Source organism: Pseudomonas sp. RGM 3321 (assembly GCF_022836805.1).
In the GTDB taxonomy this organism is placed as follows: domain Bacteria; phylum Pseudomonadota; class Gammaproteobacteria; order Pseudomonadales; family Pseudomonadaceae; genus Aquipseudomonas.
The window spans coordinates 80,187-97,292 of record NZ_JALHBH010000096.1; the positions used below are offsets into that span (position 1 = coordinate 80,187).

Annotated in this window: 14 protein-coding genes; 7 read left to right on the plus strand and 7 right to left on the minus strand. The window is 55.5% G+C overall.

Annotated elements, in window-relative coordinates; translation table 11 throughout:
• Positions 1-116: 116 nt before the first annotated feature.
• Together RGM3321_RS06475 and RGM3321_RS06480 are read left to right on the plus strand one after the other, a co-directional pair.
• Complete coding sequence (locus RGM3321_RS06475) at positions 117-2,006, plus strand: methyl-accepting chemotaxis protein (protein ID WP_244392112.1); 1,890 nt, start codon at positions 117-119, stop codon at positions 2,004-2,006.
• Between the two features lie 117 nt (positions 2,007-2,123).
• The gene (locus tag RGM3321_RS06480; protein ID WP_244392115.1) at positions 2,124-2,918 is read left to right on the plus strand and encodes an NYN domain-containing protein; all 795 of its coding nucleotides are present in this window, start codon (positions 2,124-2,126) and stop codon (positions 2,916-2,918) included.
• Here RGM3321_RS06480 and RGM3321_RS06485 read toward each other — a convergent pair.
• The gene (locus RGM3321_RS06485) at positions 2,888-3,307 is read right to left on the minus strand and encodes a hypothetical protein (protein WP_244392118.1); all 420 of its coding nucleotides are present in this window, start codon (positions 3,305-3,307) and stop codon (positions 2,888-2,890) included. The genes RGM3321_RS06480 and RGM3321_RS06485 overlap by 31 nt on opposite strands.
• 217 nt (positions 3,308-3,524) lie before the next feature.
• Positions 3,525-4,388 carry an alpha/beta hydrolase gene (locus RGM3321_RS06490; RefSeq protein ID WP_244392121.1) on the minus strand — a complete coding sequence of 288 codons (864 nt, stop codon included), beginning with the start codon at positions 4,386-4,388 and terminating at the stop codon, positions 3,525-3,527.
• 117 nt (positions 4,389-4,505) lie between these two features.
• On the opposite strand from RGM3321_RS06490, the gene RGM3321_RS06495 reads away from it, so the two are divergent.
• The 4 genes from RGM3321_RS06495 (at position 4,506) to RGM3321_RS06510 (ending at position 8,090) form a co-directional block, all read left to right on the plus strand.
• Positions 4,506-5,108 (plus strand): WHG domain-containing protein, encoded by a 603-nt coding sequence (locus RGM3321_RS06495; RefSeq protein WP_244392124.1) that lies wholly within the window; start codon positions 4,506-4,508, stop codon positions 5,106-5,108.
• A 255-nt stretch (positions 5,109-5,363) separates the two neighbouring features.
• The gene (locus tag RGM3321_RS06500; RefSeq protein WP_024642778.1) at positions 5,364-6,152 is read left to right on the plus strand and encodes an SDR family oxidoreductase; all 789 of its coding nucleotides are present in this window, start codon (positions 5,364-5,366) and stop codon (positions 6,150-6,152) included.
• A 59-nt stretch (positions 6,153-6,211) separates the two neighbouring features.
• Positions 6,212-7,213 carry an NADP-dependent oxidoreductase gene (locus RGM3321_RS06505; RefSeq protein ID WP_244392127.1) on the plus strand — a complete coding sequence of 334 codons (1,002 nt, stop codon included), beginning with the start codon at positions 6,212-6,214 and terminating at the stop codon, positions 7,211-7,213.
• Positions 7,214-7,277: 64 nt separating this feature from the next.
• Positions 7,278-8,090, plus strand: a complete 813-nt coding sequence (locus tag RGM3321_RS06510) for an oxidoreductase (protein ID WP_244392130.1) — start codon at positions 7,278-7,280, stop codon at positions 8,088-8,090.
• 19 nt (positions 8,091-8,109) lie between these two features.
• Here the strand turns inward: RGM3321_RS06510 and RGM3321_RS06515 are convergent, their stop codons facing one another.
• Together RGM3321_RS06515 and RGM3321_RS06520 are read right to left on the minus strand one after the other, a co-directional pair.
• A complete protein-coding gene (locus RGM3321_RS06515) occupies positions 8,110-8,694 on the minus strand; it encodes a TetR/AcrR family transcriptional regulator (protein WP_244392133.1) in 585 nt (194 codons plus the stop codon).
• Positions 8,695-8,904: 210 nt separating this feature from the next.
• On the minus strand, positions 8,905-9,606 hold the full coding sequence (locus RGM3321_RS06520; protein ID WP_032609671.1) for a glutathione S-transferase C-terminal domain-containing protein: 702 nt from the start codon (positions 9,604-9,606) through the stop codon (positions 8,905-8,907).
• Between the two features lie 336 nt (positions 9,607-9,942).
• Here RGM3321_RS06520 and RGM3321_RS06525 point away from each other — a divergent pair, with 336 nt between their 5' ends.
• The gene (locus RGM3321_RS06525; RefSeq protein WP_244392136.1) at positions 9,943-12,354 is read left to right on the plus strand and encodes a DUF3772 domain-containing protein; all 2,412 of its coding nucleotides are present in this window, start codon (positions 9,943-9,945) and stop codon (positions 12,352-12,354) included.
• An 840-nt stretch (positions 12,355-13,194) separates the two neighbouring features.
• Here RGM3321_RS06525 and RGM3321_RS06530 read toward each other — a convergent pair.
• The 3 genes from RGM3321_RS06530 to RGM3321_RS06540 all read right to left on the minus strand — a co-directional run bounded on the left by RGM3321_RS06530 (position 13,195) and on the right by RGM3321_RS06540 (position 16,916).
• Positions 13,195-14,052, minus strand: coding sequence for a pentapeptide repeat-containing protein (locus tag RGM3321_RS06530; RefSeq protein WP_244392139.1), 858 nt, complete (start codon positions 14,050-14,052; stop codon positions 13,195-13,197).
• A gap of 874 nt (positions 14,053-14,926) precedes the next feature.
• Positions 14,927-16,348, minus strand: coding sequence for an ATP-dependent helicase (locus RGM3321_RS06535; protein WP_347880966.1), 1,422 nt, complete (start codon positions 16,346-16,348; stop codon positions 14,927-14,929).
• The gene (locus RGM3321_RS06540) at positions 16,332-16,916 is read right to left on the minus strand and encodes a hypothetical protein (protein WP_244392142.1); all 585 of its coding nucleotides are present in this window, start codon (positions 16,914-16,916) and stop codon (positions 16,332-16,334) included. Before RGM3321_RS06540 ends, RGM3321_RS06535 begins: the two co-directional genes overlap by 17 nt.
• Between the last annotated feature and the right edge of the window lie 190 nt (positions 16,917-17,106).

Sequence of the window (17,106 nt, forward strand, 5' to 3'; positions counted from 1 at the left end):
TTGTCATTTATATGACACATGAAATTCATAAACACCGATTCCCGCCGATAACCACCCTTGCTCCACCCACTACCTATGACCCCTTGCGCAATACCCCTCTAAAGGCTCATATCGGCATGAGAAAATCTTTAAAATTCAGCCATAAAATTCTCTTGGCGGCGTCCCTTGTGGTGATCGCCGCATTCACGCTATTCACCTTCTATAACGACTATCTGCAGCGCAATGCGTTGCACGCGCAGCTCAAGGAGAACCTTAACCAGACGAGCGAAAGTACCGCCGGCAATATCCGTAACTGGCTTTCAGGGCGAATTCTCCTGGTAGAGAACCTGGCGGAAAACGCGTCTTCGCCTCAGTCCCCGCAAGAGCAGAATCGGGTACTCGGGCAACCCACGCTGATCGCCACCTTCATGAGCATTTACCAGGGCAGAAGCGATGGCTCCTTCGTCACCCAGCCGCCTGATGACATGTCGGCCGACTACGATCCAAGAACCCGACCGTGGTATGTCGATGCCCTTCGCGCCGGCAAAACCATCCTGACCGAGCCGTATCTGGACGCCGTGACCAAGGGCCTGGTCGTGACCCTTGCCACACCGATCAAGGGTGAGTCTGGCGTGTCCGGTGTAATTGGCGGCGACCTGAGCCTGGAAATCCTGGTGAAGATGATCAGTTCGCTGCGGCTGCACGGCGACGGATACGCGTTTCTGGTCGATGCGAATGGCCGCATCCTGGTCCATCCGGATACCTCAATGGTGATGAAGACGTTGGCCGAAGTCTACCCGGCGAACACGCCCAGGCTGTCGCAAGACCTCAGTGAAAGCGAGTATGCCGGCAAGACCCAGATCCTGACCTTCGCTCACGTGGACGGCCTGCCCTCGGTCAACTGGTTCGTCGGCGTAGCGATGGATAAAGACATCGCCTACGCGGCACTGGGCGAGTTCAGAAACTCAGCCATCGTGGCCACTGTGATTGCTGTGGTGCTGATCATCCTGCTGCTGGGCATGCTCCTGAGCGTCCTGCTGCGCCCACTGAACCTGATGGGCCGCGCCATGCACGATATCGCTGCCGGCGAAGGTGACCTGACCAAGCGCCTGGTCATCGAGAGCCAGGACGAGTTCGGGCATCTGGGCAATGGTTTCAACCTCTTTGTAGAGCGAATCCATGACTCGATGCGTGAAGTCGCCTCCTCCACCGTGCAGCTCAATGAAGTTGCCCAGCGGGTACTCAATGCATCCAACTCGTCGATGCTCAACTCCGATCAACAGTCCCACCGCACCAACAGCGTCGCCGCAGCCATCAATGAGCTGGGCGCCGCAACGCAGGAGATCGCCCAGAATGCCGCGCGCGCCTCGGGTCACTCCAGCGATGCACGAACGCTGGCGTCGGACGGGCAGGACGTGGTCGGGCAGAACATCGAGGCCATGAACCGTCTTTCCAAGCGCATCAGCAGCGCAAGCGGGCAGATCGAAACGCTGAACACCAAGACAGCCAACATCGGCCAGATCCTCGACGTGATTACCGGCATCTCGCAGCAGACCAATCTACTGGCCCTCAATGCGGCCATCGAGGCCGCGCGTGCGGGTGAAGCCGGCAGAGGGTTTGCCGTGGTTGCCGACGAAGTCCGCAGCCTGGCGCACCGAACGCAGGAATCGGCGAGTCAGGTGCAGGAGATGATCGAGCAACTGCAATCCGGTGCCCGTGAAGCCGTGTCGATCATGAACGACAGCCAGCGCGAGAGCGTTGAAACGGTCGGCATTGCCAACAAGGCCGTTGCAAGCCTTGAGCACGTGACCGAACGCATTGGCGAAATCGATGGCATGAACCAGTCGGTCGCTGCCGCCACCGAAGAGCAGACCGCCGTCGTGGAAGCGATCAACGTGGACATCACCGAGATCAATACGCTGAACCAGCAAGGCGTAGAGAACCTGAACGCGACCCTGCGCGCGTGCACTGACCTTGAACAGCAGTCCACCCGACTGACGCAGTTGGTGGGCAGTTTCAGGATCTGATGTGCCAAGGCCGCTGCCGGGAAGCGTTCGGCAGCGGCCTGCCTTGCATAAATATCGGGGAATAGCGCCAATCTCTCGTTTTGGCGGTATGGTTACGCTTTCGTACGAGGGTGATCCATGGCCGTCCAAAACCCCAACAGTTCTCAAAAGCACCTGGCGGTGCTGATCGATGCCGACAATGCGCCAGCAGCTATCGTAGAAGGTCTTTTCGAAGAGATCGCCAAATATGGCGTGGCCAGCGTCAAGCGCATCTATGGTGACTGGACCGGCCCGCAGCTCGGCGGCTGGAAGAAAGTTCTGCTCGACTACTCCATCCAGCCCATCCAGCAATTCGCCTACACCAAAGGCAAGAATGCGACTGACAGCTCATTGATCATCGACGCGATGGACTTGCTCTACACGCGTCGTTTCGACGGGTTCTGCCTGGTGTCCAGCGACAGTGACTTCACACGCCTGGCCTCGCGCCTGCGTGAGGAAGGTCTGACCGTCTATGGCTTTGGCGAAGAAAAGACCCCCAAACCCTTCGTGGCGGCCTGCGACAAGTTCATTTACATCGAATTGCTTCGTGAAGAGATCGCCGTACCGGCCACCGGAGACTCTACGCCGGATGCAGCTGCAACACCGAGCAACGTGAAATCGGTGGCAACCGAGCCGAGCAAGAAACCCAAAGCCCCTGTGGGCTTCATTGCAAAGATAATGGACGATATTGCTGATGAAGACGGCTGGGCACCCTTGGGCGCCATTGGCACGAACATCACCAAACTGCGGCCGGAGTTCGATCCTCGTACCCATGGCTACAAGAAACTGAGCGATTTGATCAAAGGCTATCCACAAACGTTCGAGCTACAGGCCCGTGCGGCCTCTGGCGGAACAGCAGTGCTTTATGCGCGGCATAAGCTGCAGGGCAAGTGAGGTTTGTCAGTCCTGGGCTGACAGTTGCGACTGTCAGTTCTTTCCTGACGCTGTAGCTGGGACGGCACCGTCGAACACATGTAAAAAAGGTCAGCCTGAAAACGCAGGTCTTCCAGTACGGCCGCACCTGTTTCGGTAACACCAAGAACAATGTGCTGGACATAGGGAAACGAGATGTCGTGCTCCAGCACAGCAGCTGAAACCAGCAGACCCTCTTTGACCAGCTCATCAATCATGGCCATAAGATCCCCGGCCGCCGGAACGTCTGATTGAAGACGTATCAGCGCGAGATAAATTTGCCCAGACGTCAACTTTCCAGGGCGAACGAAGTTGGCGCTGCGGACGATTTCAAGCACCGCCAATTCATCGGAAAAATTATTAAAACCCATAGCGGCCTCCAGCTTCTGAAGACGCTGACCCGCCTGTCCGGCTACGTCAGGACTTTTAAAAGAAGCTCAGCTCGTGATGAGCGGAAACGCATCTGGCTTCCGTTATTCATCTTGCAATTAAACGAGCCAGGTCCAACTGGCACATACGGATTTCATGAAGCTGCGTGTAGACGCTTTAGAGTGGAATCGTTGGAAAGGCCATCCGTTGCGGATGCCGTTAACGATGATCCGGTTTCAGAAACTTCATCACTTCGTCTATCACCGATGGATGATCAATCAACCGATTGTGGCCAAGCCCTTCAGTGGTAAACAGACGCGCCCCCGGCCATAGTTCTGCAAAACGAGCGCCCTTTTCCCACGGTGTTTCGCGGTCACGGCGGTCATGAATGATCAGGGCGGGACGATCAAGCAGCGGCAGTCGCGAACTGGCGTCGTAGTCTGCAAAGCGGCGACCGGTCAGCGAATGCAGGACGGCCTCGAAAGGTTTGAATACTTTGTGGGCAACACCGACTGAATCGAACTGTTGAAATACGCTGTCCGTAGGTACCAGGAGCGGCGCAATCAGGATAAAACGCTCGGGGCGCCACGACTGTTCCTGAGCGAAAACAATCGATGAAGCGCCGAGTGAATGCGCTATCACCGCCGAAGGCTTTCCGAAATGGCGTCCCACGTGCTGCTGCACAGCCACGAACTGGGTCATATGACTGGTGCTGCCCGCGCTCAACCCGTGCGCGGGCTGATCGAACCCCACCACGGCGTAGCCCATGGAGCGCAGTAACGGCACCCATCCGATAAACCGCATCGCGTAACTTGACCAGCCGTGGGCCAGCAGCACATACGGCTGGCTGGAGGGATCGCCCCAGACATAGGTGGCAATTCTGATGCCGTCCAGCTCAAGGCTACCGGTTTGCACATCCGTCGCTGTACTCAGAATTTCAGCAGCCTTGGCACGTCCGGACGCCTGCGGAGTCACAAAACGTCGAGCGAGATATCTTCCAGTGATGCCCGGTAGAATACGGCTGATCAGCGTGAACGTGCCGCGCAGCGTCAATAGTCGAAGCCTCTTGATGATGTCGCTCATCGGTATTCCCCACCCCCGTCAGATGATCTGGCACCATTAGAACAGCCTATCTTGTCACTGACAAGATAGGCTGAGCCGACGGGAATATAACTTTTGTTTCATGATAGGGAGCCTTACATGTCGACTTCAGACACCCCGCGGACCTACCACCACGGCAATCTGCCTGCCGTTCTGCGTCAGGCCGCCTGGGATATCGTGGGTGAATCGGGAGTGCGCGGGATGTCACTGCGCGAGTGCGCCAGACGGGCGAATGTCTCTCACGCCGCTCCCGCTCACCATTTCGGCTCTCTGGAAAATCTGCTGGCAGAGGTGGTGGCCGATGGATATGAGCGCATGGCCGACGTCATCATTGCCGTCCAACAGGAACTTGACGACACCCTCCTGGGTTGCGGCATTGGTTATGTAAGTTTCGCCAAAAGTTACCCGGAGCACTTCCGATTGATGTTTGGCGCGGGTGTAAACCGCACGTTACCCAGGCTGCTTAAATCGGGTGAACGTACGCTGCAAGTGCTCCGCCAGTCGATACACAACGCCTGGGTAGCGAAATACGGTAGCGAGCCCGAGCCGGAACTGCTTGAACAGCGCACCTTCCTCGCCTGGAGCACCGCACATGGTTACGCGTCCCTGATAATCGACAGAAAGGCGGATCAATTCCCTATTCCCTCTGCCGAGTCGATATTCCAGTTGGTGAAACGCTCCGTGCTTACGCCGTCAGACTGAAAACAGGCGTACTGACTCCACCTGATCGACACACAACCGCCGTCGTGACTACGCTTGCGCAGAAGCGGTTTCGACGGTGTGCATGCAATTTGCCAGAACGTCTTCCGATGATGCTCTCCACGTCCCCTTCCGAAAACTGAGCTCGATCGGCATCGAGCGTTTTTGATGTCGATCAACATCAATGCGTTGACATTTTAGATTTCGATCGTAATCATAAGTGCGCCCTCCTCAACGCACTTTACGAGTACATCCTCCATGACAACGCCATCCACTGTTCTCATTACCGGTGCCTCCAGCGGCATCGGCGCGGTATATGCCGAACGATTTGCCCGTCGCGGTCACAATCTCGTGACAGTCGCTCGTGACAAGGCACGTCTTGATGCCCTGGCAGCGCGCCTTCGTGAAGAAAACGGCGTTGCCGTTGAAGTCATTCAGGCTGATTTGACTCGATCTGCGGACCTCACGGCTCTGGAAACCCGTCTGCGTGAGGACACCAGCATCGATGTGCTGATCAACAACGCTGGCATTGCTCAATCCGGAGGGTTCGTTCAACAGAACGCCGAGTCCATCGACAAGCTTGTCGCACTCAATATCGTCGCCCTGACACGCCTTGCGGCCGCCGTGGCCCCGCGTTTCGCGCAGTCCGGCTCAGGCTCGATCGTCAACCTCGGATCGGTGGTGGGCCTTGCGCCAGAGTTCGGCATGTCGGTCTACGGTGCGACCAAGGCCTACGTGCTGTTCCTTTCCCAGGGAATGAACGTGGAACTGGCGCCCAAGGGCGTATACGTCCAGGCGGTGCTTCCGGCGGCCACCCGTACCGAAATCTGGGAGCGCGCGGGGATCGATCTGAACACTATTGCAGAGGTGATGGACGTCGACGAACTGGTTGATGCGGCACTGGTGGGCTACGACCGCCGCGAACAGGTGACCATTCCGCCGCTGCATGTGGCGGGTCGTTGGGACTCGCTGGATGAGGCGCGACAAGGGCTGTTGTCGGACATTCGACAGGCCCGGGCGGCCGAGCGCTATCGCCCGCAAGCCTGAAGCGGATCAAGCCGTGGCAGGCGTCCATCCTTGTTCGACGACACTGGAATCAGAGCGTCATGAAAGCACTGACATTCGAGAACTACGGCAAATCGCCGGAGATTGCGATTACCCACGTTCCCATACCGGCCATCAAACCTGATGAACTGTTGGTGGAAGTTCACGCGGCCGGGTTGAACCCGATCGACAACATGATCACTACGGGTGCTTTCAAGACTGTGGTGAAGCTGCAACTACCGGCCATCATGGGCAGCGATCTGGCGGGCGTGGTCATTCAGGTGGGCAGCGCAGTCACTCGATTCAAGGCAGGCGACGCGGTATTCGCGAGCCTGTTCGAGCTGGGTGGGGGCGCAATAGCCGAGTTCGCCTCCGTACCGGAACACGCTGCCGCCCGGAAGCCCGCCAATCTGGACTTTGTTCAGGCAGCCTCCATTCCGATGGTCGGGCTTACGTCGTGGCAGGCATTCAAGGAGCGCGCCTCTCTTCAATCGGGCCAGAAAGTGTTTATACCGGCCGGGGCTGGAGGTATCGGCACCTTCGCCATCCAGCTGGCCAAACACCTGGGCGCCAGAGTGGCCACGACCACCAGCACAGGAAATATGGCGCTGGTTCGCAGCCTGGGCGCAGATGAAGTCGTGAATTACCAAGAGCAGGCATTCGAACAGGTGCTGCACGACGTTGACCTGGTGCTCGGCACCACCCGGGGAGACGACCTTGCAAGAGCTGTCGGCATCCTCAAGCCCGGCGGCAGGATCGTATCACTGGTCGGTCCGCTGGATGCGTCATTCGCCAAGGCTCGGCGGATGAATGCGTTCTTCACCTTCCTATTCGGGTTGATGAGCCGCAGGATCACGCGTCTGGCCAGAAAGAAGAATGTGTCGTACTCGTTTCTGTTTGTTCGCGCGGATGGCGCTCAACTTGGCGACATTGCCAGGTTGCTTGAACGTGGCCAGATAACACCGGTGATTGACAGGGTCTTTGCGTTTGAACAGGCCCGCGAAGGGCTTGAATACCTGGGTCAGGGCCGCGCCAAAGGCAAGGTCGTCGTGAAGATCAAGTAAGCGCTTATTAAAGCCCCGCCCAGCCACCCCTCAGGCACGCGCCTGTCGAGTATTGGAGTATCGAATGAACACCTCTTCCAAAAGAACCGCCATCGTCACGGGTGCATCATCGGGCATCGGTCGCGCCACCGCCGAGGCGCTGGCGCGCGCCGGGTATACCGTGTTTGGCACGAGCCGCAAAATCGGTGACAGTGATGCACAGGTCTCCATGCTGACCTGCGATGTCACGGCTGACGATTCTGTCCGCGCGCTCGTTACCGCTGTCCTCGCGCAAACCGGGCGTATCGACCTGCTGGTCAATAATGCCGGCATCGGTATGCTGGGCGGCGCCGAGGAGTTCTCGATCCCGCAAGTGCAGGCACTGTTCGACGTCAATCTGTTTGGCGTCATGCGCATGACCAACGCGGTATTGCCGTCGATGCGCCAACGAGGTCAGGGGCGCATTATCAATATCGGCTCGGTTCTGGGGCTGATACCGGCGCCCTACTCGGCGCATTATTCGGCGGTCAAACATGCTCTGGAAGGCTATTCGGAATCGCTCGATCATGAAATTCGTGTCTTCAACGTCCGGGTCTCGGTCATTGAGCCGGCCTACGTACGCACCGTCTTCGATCAAAATGGCATCGAGCCGGACTCGCAGTTGCAGGCGTACGATCAGGCGCGAGCCGGTGTCCGTGCACTGCTCGCCGATGTCATGCCGACAGCCGACTTGCCCGAGGTTGTGGCAGCGGTGGTGCTGAAAGCGGCGAGCGATGTTCGTCCCCGGCATCGATACGCCGCCGGCAAGACCGCCCGACAAATCAGCCTGCTACGGCGCTTCGCACCTGCCGGGGCGTTCGATAAGAGCTTGCGCAAGCAGTTTCGCTTGCCGGTATAGATGCCATGGTCTGGACGTATCAGCGCCTTTCCATACTGACTTGGCTCGGCAATGGTCCGCAGGCACGATAGGTGTCGATCAACGTGTCAAAAAGGGAAATGTCCGACCTGCTTCTGGCAACCAGTTGAGCGCCCACCACAGCGGAAAAAATGGCCTGCGCCCGCACCTCGCTGTCCGAGGGCGCGCAAACCTTCACAGCCACCAGAAGCTTGCTCAGCCAAGCAATGTTGACCTGGGCAAATAGCTGCATTTCCTCAGTCATCTCCGGCGGCAGATTGTCGGTTTCAGCGCCGACGAAAGTGCCCAGGCAAAGGCGGTTTTCAACCTCCAGCGAACGCCGGAAAATTTCCGGGAAACGCTGTAACGCTTCGGCGGGATCGGGGGTTTCTGCGGAGATCGTCTCGAGTGCAGCGGCACCGTCCTGCCAGTATCGCCTGGCAACCGCGACACCCAGATCAGCCTTGCTGGGGAAGTGGTAGTAAATACTGGCCGGCTTGATTCCGACCTGGGCGGCCAGATCGCGAAAGTTCAGGCCGTTGTAGCCCTGCGACTGGGCAATGTTTCTCGCAGCAAGCAGGATCGCCTCACGGGCGTTGATGGTCATCGTAGTGCCTTGTACTTCGGACGCGTTTCTGGAAACCGACACATGCTAATTCAAAAACCTGCCTTTTGTTAGGTAGAAAGACGGTGTGGGCATGGCAGCGGTCATCCGCTGCTGAAGGGCCATCGTCGGTTTCTCCCAAGCTGCAACGGCTATCGCCGGGAACATCCTGCTTGACGTTCCCGGCGATAAGGTGCGCGTACAACCGCTCAATCATTCGGCCGGCGAGTCCAGCTCAGGAATTCCACTGCTGCGATCAGCATAAGCGGCCTGGAAAGCCGGACGCTTCTGCCAGCGCTGCCAGTACAGATCCAGGAACTCGAAACGCTCATCCAGTGGCGTGGCGTTGACCGGGAACTTGGAGAAGGCAATGGCGGTTGCAAGCGTGATATCCGCGAACGTTGGCGCATCGCCGCCCAGCAGCCACTCGCGGCCATCGGACAGATGACGATTGACCAATGCCGCATGGCTCAGCGCCTCTTTGCGGCAGTGCTCGCCCCATGCTTCGTTCTTGGTCAGTTCAAGCTTGAAGCCGAGGCCGGTGTGCAGCACGTGAAAGGCCGTAACGATCCGATAGAGGATATGCACCCAGATGCGGTTATCCCACATGTTATCGAGGCCCTGCTCCAGGGCGCCCTCGCCCATGATCTTGCGGCCCGGATAAGACTGATCCAGGTAACGCGCGATAGCGGCCGTCTCGGAAATGAAGCTGCCGTCTGCCAGTTCCAGAGTCGGTGTTTCACCCCACGGGTTCATGTTCAGGTGACGCCAGCCACGCTGCTCTCCACCCGGCGTCATGTCATAAATGGTTTCTTCGAACTGATCGGCAATGCCTTTTTCGTGGATGAACAAACGCAGGCGTTGAGGATTCGGAAATGCCGAAGGAGAGGTGAAAAGTCGCAATTTGGAGGTCATGGTCGGGCCTGTGAGGTAGGGTAAAAAACCTACCTAACTATCGTTAGGTAGCCATACCGTAGCGGTACTTTTGCACCGAGTCAACGCCTACCTAACATTTGTTAGGTAGGCAATATTTAGCTCGGCTGATCAGCAAGCCTAGCAACCGGACAGGATTGTGCTGAAAATGCAGCCCTCAGGCATGGGTTTGGCCAGCATTGACAGCGCTCGAACGTGAGCACCTTGATATTCTGTCCGCTGATCTCGGGCGGCCAGTGCATGCCGCTCAAACACAAGACCCAGACTCGAACCACAGGCCTCGCCAGGCCGCATCGCGCAGAGAAAGAAGGAAAAAGAATGCAGCACGCTTCGCTGAACCGTTTTCGTACCGGGTTGCTCGCCTTGCTTTTGCTGTGCGTGACCTTGCCGGCCCTGGCCCAGAATGCCCCCGCCCCCCAAGCCGATAGTGCCAGCAGCGCAGCACCTGCCGTGGAAGCCCCGAGCCTGGATGATCTGAACCAACAGCTCGATCAGATCCGTCAGAAAGTGACGGGCAGCGCCAACGATGACCTGCTTTCAAGCCTGCGGCAGGCCGCTTTGCAGGTCCAGAAACAAGCCGACAATCTGGTTGCTCAGCAGGCTGTCGACATCGAACACCTGAATGATCAGCTCAACATTCTCGGGCCGGTGCAACCGGACGAAGCGCCAAGCCTGACCAGTCAGCGCAAGACATTGACCGCGCAGAAAAACGCGCTGGTCAATGATGAACGGCAGACCAATGAGCTAAGCCAGTCAGCCCGGGATCTGGCTACGCAGATATTCAACCTGCGCCGCAGCCTCTTCGATTCACAGATCAGCACGCGCACCGCTAGCCCGCTCAGTTCGGCATTCTGGTCCACGCTGATTCGCCCGACCGATGACGACCTGGGACGCCTGAACAGGCTTCTGGTGGACGTGCGCCAGGTACTCAACAACGCGATGGCACCGGACAACCGTGTGCAATTCATCAGCGTGGTGCTGGGCGCGTTGTTCATCTGGGTGGTTGTCCGGCGCCTGCTGGAGCGCCTGCTGATCTGGGCGATGATTCGCTGGCTGCCCGAAGGCCGCCTGCGCCGCAGCGCCTTGGCCCTGGCGGTCGGGCTGTCGACCATTCTTACCATCACCATTGCCACATCCTTGCTGCGCTGGGGAATCGTCCACAACGCGGTGCTCAGCAACGACGTGGTCAATCTGCTCGATCAGGTGCAGACGCTGATTACCTTCTGCGCCTTCATCGTCGGTCTGGGCCGTGCGCTGTTGATGCGGGCACACGCCTCGTGGCGCCTGCCGCAAATCCCTGACCAGATCGCCACGGCACTGGGCCGCTTCCCGCCAGCCTTGGCGCTGGCACTCATGGTCATCGGCACGCAGGAACGAATCAACAGTGTGATTGCCAGCAGCCTGGCACTGACGGTTGCGGTCAATGGCCTGACGGCACTGGCGGTTTCGCTGGTGTTCTTCTACGCCCTGTTGCGCTACCGTCGTACCCGCCGCCGCTTCGAGCTGGAGCGGCCAGCAGGTTTCGTCGGGCTGCTTCCCTTTATCGTTGCGGTATGGGTCGGCCTGAGTTTGCTGGCGTTGCTCAGCGGCTACCTGACGCTGGCTTACTTTCTGGCGGTGAAACTGCTTTGGGTGAGCGTGGTAGCGTCCACAGCGTATCTGCTGATCGCCTGCTTCGGTGACATCTGCGAGACCCTTCTGTCGCCCAAACAACCTGGCGGCATGGCGTTGGGTTCGGCACTGGGCCTGTCCGCCCGTCATCAGGCCCAGGCAAGCACTATACTGGCAGGCATAGGCCGTACCCTGCTGTTGCTTACCGCATTGCTGCTGGCTTTCCTGCCTTCGGGTTCCAGCCCGGGCGACCTGTTCGCAAGTTTCACTCAAATGGACGTCACGTCCAAATCCCTGGGCAACCTGAACATCGTCCCCAGCGATATTCTGATGGCGCTGATTTGCCTGGTTGTCGGCCTGCTGGGCGTGCGTGTACTCAAGGAGTGGTTCGGAGAACGCCTTCTGCCCGAGACCAACATGGACGCGGGCATGCAGGCCTCGCTGGTGACCTTGATCGGCTACATAGGCTTTGTGCTGGTGGTGGCCGTGGTGATGTCCACGCTCAAGATCAGCCTGACCAACTTGACCTGGGTGGTCAGTGCGCTATCTGTGGGGATAGGTTTCGGCCTGCAAGCCATTGTGCAGAACTTTATCTCCGGCCTGATTCTGCTCACCGAGCGTCCGGTCAAAGTCGGCGACTGGGTAAGCCTGGCGGGGGTCGAAGGCGATATTCGCCGGATCAACGTCCGCGCGACCGAAATCCAGATGGGCGACCGCTCGACGGTGATCGTGCCGAACTCGCAGTTCATCACGCAAAACGTGCGCAACGTCACCATGGGCAATGCATTGGGGGTGGTCGGAATCACGCTTACCCTGCCCCTGGAAACAGATGTTCTGCAAATACGCGAGCTGCTGTTGCAGGCCTTCACCGAGCATGAAGCCATACTCGATGCGCCTGCACCGTCAGTCACCTTCAAAGACCTGACCAATACCGGTTTGATCATCAGCGCCAGTGGCTATGTGAACAGCCCGCGTTCGGTGGGAGGTGCGCGTAGTGATCTGTTGTTTACGGTTCTGGGGCGTCTAAGGGAATTGGGTGTTGCGCTGTCTGCACCGCAGAGCATGGTGTTGATTAATGAGGGGGCTGGGAAGGATGCGGCGGCGGAGGAGAGTCAGTGATGCTTGTTTGTATGGTGTCCCAGGCGGGGTTCGAACCTGCACCTAGGGGGGTAATTTTAGCCCAGCGGTTACAGCCACAAGCCCAATATTATCGGGCGTTTTAGTCTCATTGGGCCCGTGAGCTTCGAGGGGTATAGTGTTTTTTTGCTGCCACCCCGTTGTCACGGTCGCCCCCTTGAAACCAAAACCACTTAAAAGCTAAAGATGAACTTCATTCCCATGGGAGAATAGCCACTTTTACAGGCAAAGTGCCTAGAATTTATTTACACAAGCAACAGCCTGAGTGCTCAGAGTTTATCATAAAAAACGAATCACCCCGTTATGGAAGACAAAACAGTAGGGGGCTTTCGCTGCAGAAATCATTTCTACAAGAACGACAGGGCCCGGACTTAAAACATAGGAAATATAATCGCCCTTTATGTTAGCAACTCTACCCGTCATTAAACTACAGCTTGGACTTCTACGCGCATTATCGCCAAGAAATAGAAAAATTGTCACCGATGATGGACCAAAGGATAAAAAGTCATGAGTTGGTAAATTAGAAGCGCATTGGTGATTTTGTCAGCTCGTGACATACCAGCTGAGCCGACTCAGATCATCATGCCTGCTTGCGTCACGCCCGCGAGAGACCAGATAAGGCTCGCCTACGTTGCTCTTCCTCAGCGATCAAAATTCTTGCTATCCCCCACTCCCCATGGTTCAAGCCTTGTGATCTGCCTGCGAATATTACGCCTGGACGTATGCCGCCACAGGCTTGACGAAAACTCAGCGCTGGTGTATTGTCAACGCTCGTGGCCAGATGCGGGTCAGCTAGTTTACTAGTGATAGGGTTCAATTCCCTTAAGGCCGACGAGTATCCCGTTGAAATTTAATATTTGGTCTTAGTACTATTAAAGCCGCCAATAATTCTTTCGAAATCGATATATAATCTAAGTTATTAGCTTTAGCCAATTGAGCCACATCTATATCTCGCGCACCCAAGAAACTGCATCGCCCCAAGTCCGAACCATCAAACCTCACGCCCGCCAAGCTAACCATTTTAAAAACCGTATTAGGCATCGTACAATTAATAAACTCCGCCTTATTTATATCCACATCCTCAAACTTAACACCTGTCAACTTTGCACCTTGGAATTTACACCTATACATCTTTACTGATATGAAATTTGTATTTTTAATTGTGCAATCAACGAAATTTGAAGATCTCATATCAACATCCTCAAAACTAGTTGAAGTTATCTTCCCCCCAGTTAATTTCATACCAATCACACTACAACCTTTTAACCTCAAGCTTTTCAACTCGCGCCCTACTAAATGCAAATCTCTTACAGTGAAATTTGTATTTTTTGCGACACTTAATCTTTTTAGAGCACCCATCTTTCTCAAATGAGCTTCCGGAAAATCAAGTTCCGCGTAATCAGTAAGCTCCTCCTTACTCTGCAATATAGATTTTGCATGCTCTCGCCGTCCATCCAACCACAACAAAAGCACACCAACAACAGCAAGCTCAATAAGCATTCCATGCAATTCAACAAGCACATTCTCCCAGAACCCTCTATTATAGATACCTAGAGTAGTATTTGGAAAAACAGTAGCACTTACAAACTCCCAAGCCGAGCTAATCGTAAAAATAACTATTAAAGCAACTAGCACAACAAGAAGGGCTGTCCCTATAGAACTATTTATAATCTTACGCAACTCCACACCTCTGTTTGCTCATTACTCATACAATACGATTTATCATCCTCAGCGTTGTGCTTCCCTGCTGAAGTTGGGCTGATGCATAGTGTGACGCCTTGTGCTCACTAAGACAATTTCATCTTACTGAGCCAGTTTGCTCTCACTGAGAGTAGTCGAAACGCCAAAGAGTGTGAAGAACAAAAAACGGGGGGGGGGGGGGGCGGGGGGCCAACATCGCCACAACTTTCTGCCCGCTCCAGCATGGGCCTCCGTTCTTCCCATCGAGGCAGAGTACATGGGCAGACTCGAACCCCATATCGCCTGATTGCTGCTAGGCCTCAAGCTGGGAAAATGTAGTTAAAACTGAAATCTATCGTCGGCCAACCATAAGGGCAACGCGTTGACGCGAAGTCACAAGGTGGGCCCATCAGATCAACACGTTGTTGAAGAACACACCCCATTGAATCAGTTAAACGACGTCTTTCTCATAGGGCACGCGGAGCCAAAAGTCACGATAAGAGCCCAAAAGAATTTTAATTGCGCCTTCTTCGATAACCTTTTTAGGCTAGCTCAAATCCTAACCCAGCAAGCGTTTCTTTCTCATCGGCCTTCAGCCTCTTCACTGCCCAGATAAGCATATAGCGTGGACGTGAACTCGCCACGTAAGCGAACCTCGCGCCTTCAGATCCTGGGTCGGCTAGCCACTCCTTCCAATGGGAAAGGTGAATGCCTTTTTGAAGCGATGACACTACAACTGTTGCATCGTGGGTCTCGCCTTTGACCTGATGGATGGTCTCGTAGCGCAATGCGCCCATGGTAGGTTGTTGAGCAACAACTTGGTCTAGGCGAACGGAAAGTGCGATGGCACCCTGATTTGCGGGTGATCGAAGTATCAGATCCCTAAGCGGCTCAAGATCGCTACTGATTTCATCCAACACGAAAGCCTGATCGGGCAAGTTACGCATGGTTTTTTTGCTACCGCAGCCCACTCTTTCCAAGTCAGATTCGTATCTGCAGCGCCGGCAGCAACCAAGTGCTTCAAGCAGTGGTGAATAAATTTCCGCCAGGCGAGCTTGGACTCGATTGCAACCGGGCAGTGGGGGCCTGATCGTGTTACTTGCAAGGAGAGCCTATCTGCAAACCATTCAGCGAATAGTGCTACCGCGACATTCAACTCCTTGTTGCTCCCGTTATTGGCAGCAACACATGCCAGTGCCAACACTTCAACGCCCTTGAAACTGTCGCCTCTGCGAAATCGTTGCAATGTGCTATGCCCACGAGCGACAACGACAACCTCTTCATAACCATTGGTGAGCTCAATGATTTTCGGAATAAGCTCTGAAGGACATTTCTCATACTGCAGCAAAAGCGGTTTAACGGAAGCAATCTCGGGATTGCCAGAAATCCGCTTGATTCGCAGCAAATCACTACAGAGATCGACGATGGATTGCCCGCTTCTCCAATTCGCTGTGAGCGGGAGCTCTGCGAAACCGAACTCGGCAAGGAGCGCCTTCACATTATCTGGATTCGATTTTCTGAACCCGTAGATCGATTGGTTCAAATCGCCTATGAAATGGAATTTAACGCCAAGGCCATGGAGCTTCCGTACTATCGCCAGTTGCTCTGCTGACAGGTCCTGGCACTCGTCGACAATGATCAGTGGAAATCGCTTGGCAACGCGCTGGAAATAGCTCTTGAGAGCGGGCTTCTTGAGCGCCGTCAGGGCAATTATGTCCACATCTTTGTATGTTGCAAAACCTGCTGCCCAGAAACGCCTCTTTGTGTTGATCAGATCTTCCCGTGCAACCTCATTGACTGGAGCGTCATTGAGCTGTTTATCTCTAGTACGCTCGCTTGTAGAGAACACGAACCCTTTGGTTTCCAAGTCGTAGTTGTACTTACAGGCGGAGATCGAACGGCCACATATCCTATTGCGAGTGTGGAATATGTCAGCCTTGTTTTCCAAGATCCTTATACGACTGTCCCCCTCCTTCCCTGGAAATTCAGTAACCTCGCTTGCGATGTTTGCGACCATTCGGGAGTGGACAAAGCTATCGAAGGTCGACACCTGGTGAGGAAACCCCAGCGGCTCCCCTAGATACCGAACCAGTCTGTTTTTGAGCTCGTCCGTTGCGCTGTTGGAGAAGGTCAAAACCGCTATCCCGCTAGGGAAGCTAGTCCACTCTTCAACGATTTTGGCCACCATGGCTGCGACCACCTCAGTTTTGCCACTGCCTGGGCAAGCGTTGAGATAAACATGCTGGTCGATAGGTGCGCCGATATAAGCCTTCTGCTCGTCAGTCAGCTTGATCATTGAGCGGGGGCTCCTCGAGTTCGCAAGCCCAAAGAATGGCATCACGAATGTAGGCCGGTACGACGAATACGCCTTCCTGCTTCTCAAGCTCTTCGGCAAAAGCCTGCGCATAGATTCCTTTTCCAATACTGGTGGAATCGATGCGATATAGCAGCTCAGCCGCGTGACCTGCTCGCTCAGGACTTTTCATTTCGTCAAAAGTTAGCTTCGCTTTTTCTCGCAGCTCGGGAGCTACCGTTCCATCCTGAGCAGGCCAAAGATCGGCTGCTACAGAGAGCATCATTTGCAGGTTCGCTCCCTCCATAGCGATATCGTATTCGAAGGTTTTGTACTTACCTGCGTAAAGGCGGCCGAACTGAGACTGTCCAATTTTGGCGATGTAGGCGAGAGCATGGTTTTCACCATCCCTCAAGTCGTCGTCGTTCGGCATGTACTCAACTGCCATTTGCTTCCCACCATCAACATCAATCTTGATCGTTTTGGGTGGATCCTTGTCTGTCAAACCCGCACAGCGTACCGGCACGTTTTCCCCTGCACTCTCATCGGTCACATCGCAGAACAGCTGCATGAAATGCTTGAAGTAGATCCCGCCTAGATTTATGACGGATACACCGTAATCCTCTAGTGTGTTTGACCTTGCCCCCGAGAAACGTATCCCTTAACCCGGCGTCGGGGTCGAGTATCTAGGGTTGTTGCCTTTGCCAGTTCTGCTCGTATTGCATCGGACTTACGTAATGCAGCGTCGAGTGCAGGCGCTC

Coding starts and splice junctions, on each gene's coding strand:
- RGM3321_RS06475 (WP_244392112.1), top strand. CDS start 117: ATGAGAAAATCTTTAAAATTCAGCCATAAAATTCTCTTGGCGGCGTCC.
- RGM3321_RS06480 (WP_244392115.1), top strand. CDS start 2,124: ATGGCCGTCCAAAACCCCAACAGTTCTCAAAAGCACCTGGCGGTGCTG.
- RGM3321_RS06485 (WP_244392118.1), bottom strand. CDS start 3,307: ATGGGTTTTAATAATTTTTCCGATGAATTGGCGGTGCTTGAAATCGTC.
- RGM3321_RS06490 (WP_244392121.1), bottom strand. CDS start 4,388: ATGAGCGACATCATCAAGAGGCTTCGACTATTGACGCTGCGCGGCACG.
- RGM3321_RS06495 (WP_244392124.1), top strand. CDS start 4,506: ATGTCGACTTCAGACACCCCGCGGACCTACCACCACGGCAATCTGCCT.
- RGM3321_RS06500 (WP_024642778.1), top strand. CDS start 5,364: ATGACAACGCCATCCACTGTTCTCATTACCGGTGCCTCCAGCGGCATC.
- RGM3321_RS06505 (WP_244392127.1), top strand. CDS start 6,212: ATGAAAGCACTGACATTCGAGAACTACGGCAAATCGCCGGAGATTGCG.
- RGM3321_RS06510 (WP_244392130.1), top strand. CDS start 7,278: ATGAACACCTCTTCCAAAAGAACCGCCATCGTCACGGGTGCATCATCG.
- RGM3321_RS06515 (WP_244392133.1), bottom strand. CDS start 8,694: ATGACCATCAACGCCCGTGAGGCGATCCTGCTTGCTGCGAGAAACATT.
- RGM3321_RS06520 (WP_032609671.1), bottom strand. CDS start 9,606: ATGACCTCCAAATTGCGACTTTTCACCTCTCCTTCGGCATTTCCGAAT.
- RGM3321_RS06525 (WP_244392136.1), top strand. CDS start 9,943: ATGCAGCACGCTTCGCTGAACCGTTTTCGTACCGGGTTGCTCGCCTTG.
- RGM3321_RS06535 (WP_347880966.1), bottom strand. CDS start 16,348: ATGATCAAGCTGACTGACGAGCAGAAGGCTTATATCGGCGCACCTATC.
- RGM3321_RS06540 (WP_244392142.1), bottom strand. CDS start 16,916: ATGCAGCTGTTCTGCGATGTGACCGATGAGAGTGCAGGGGAAAACGTG.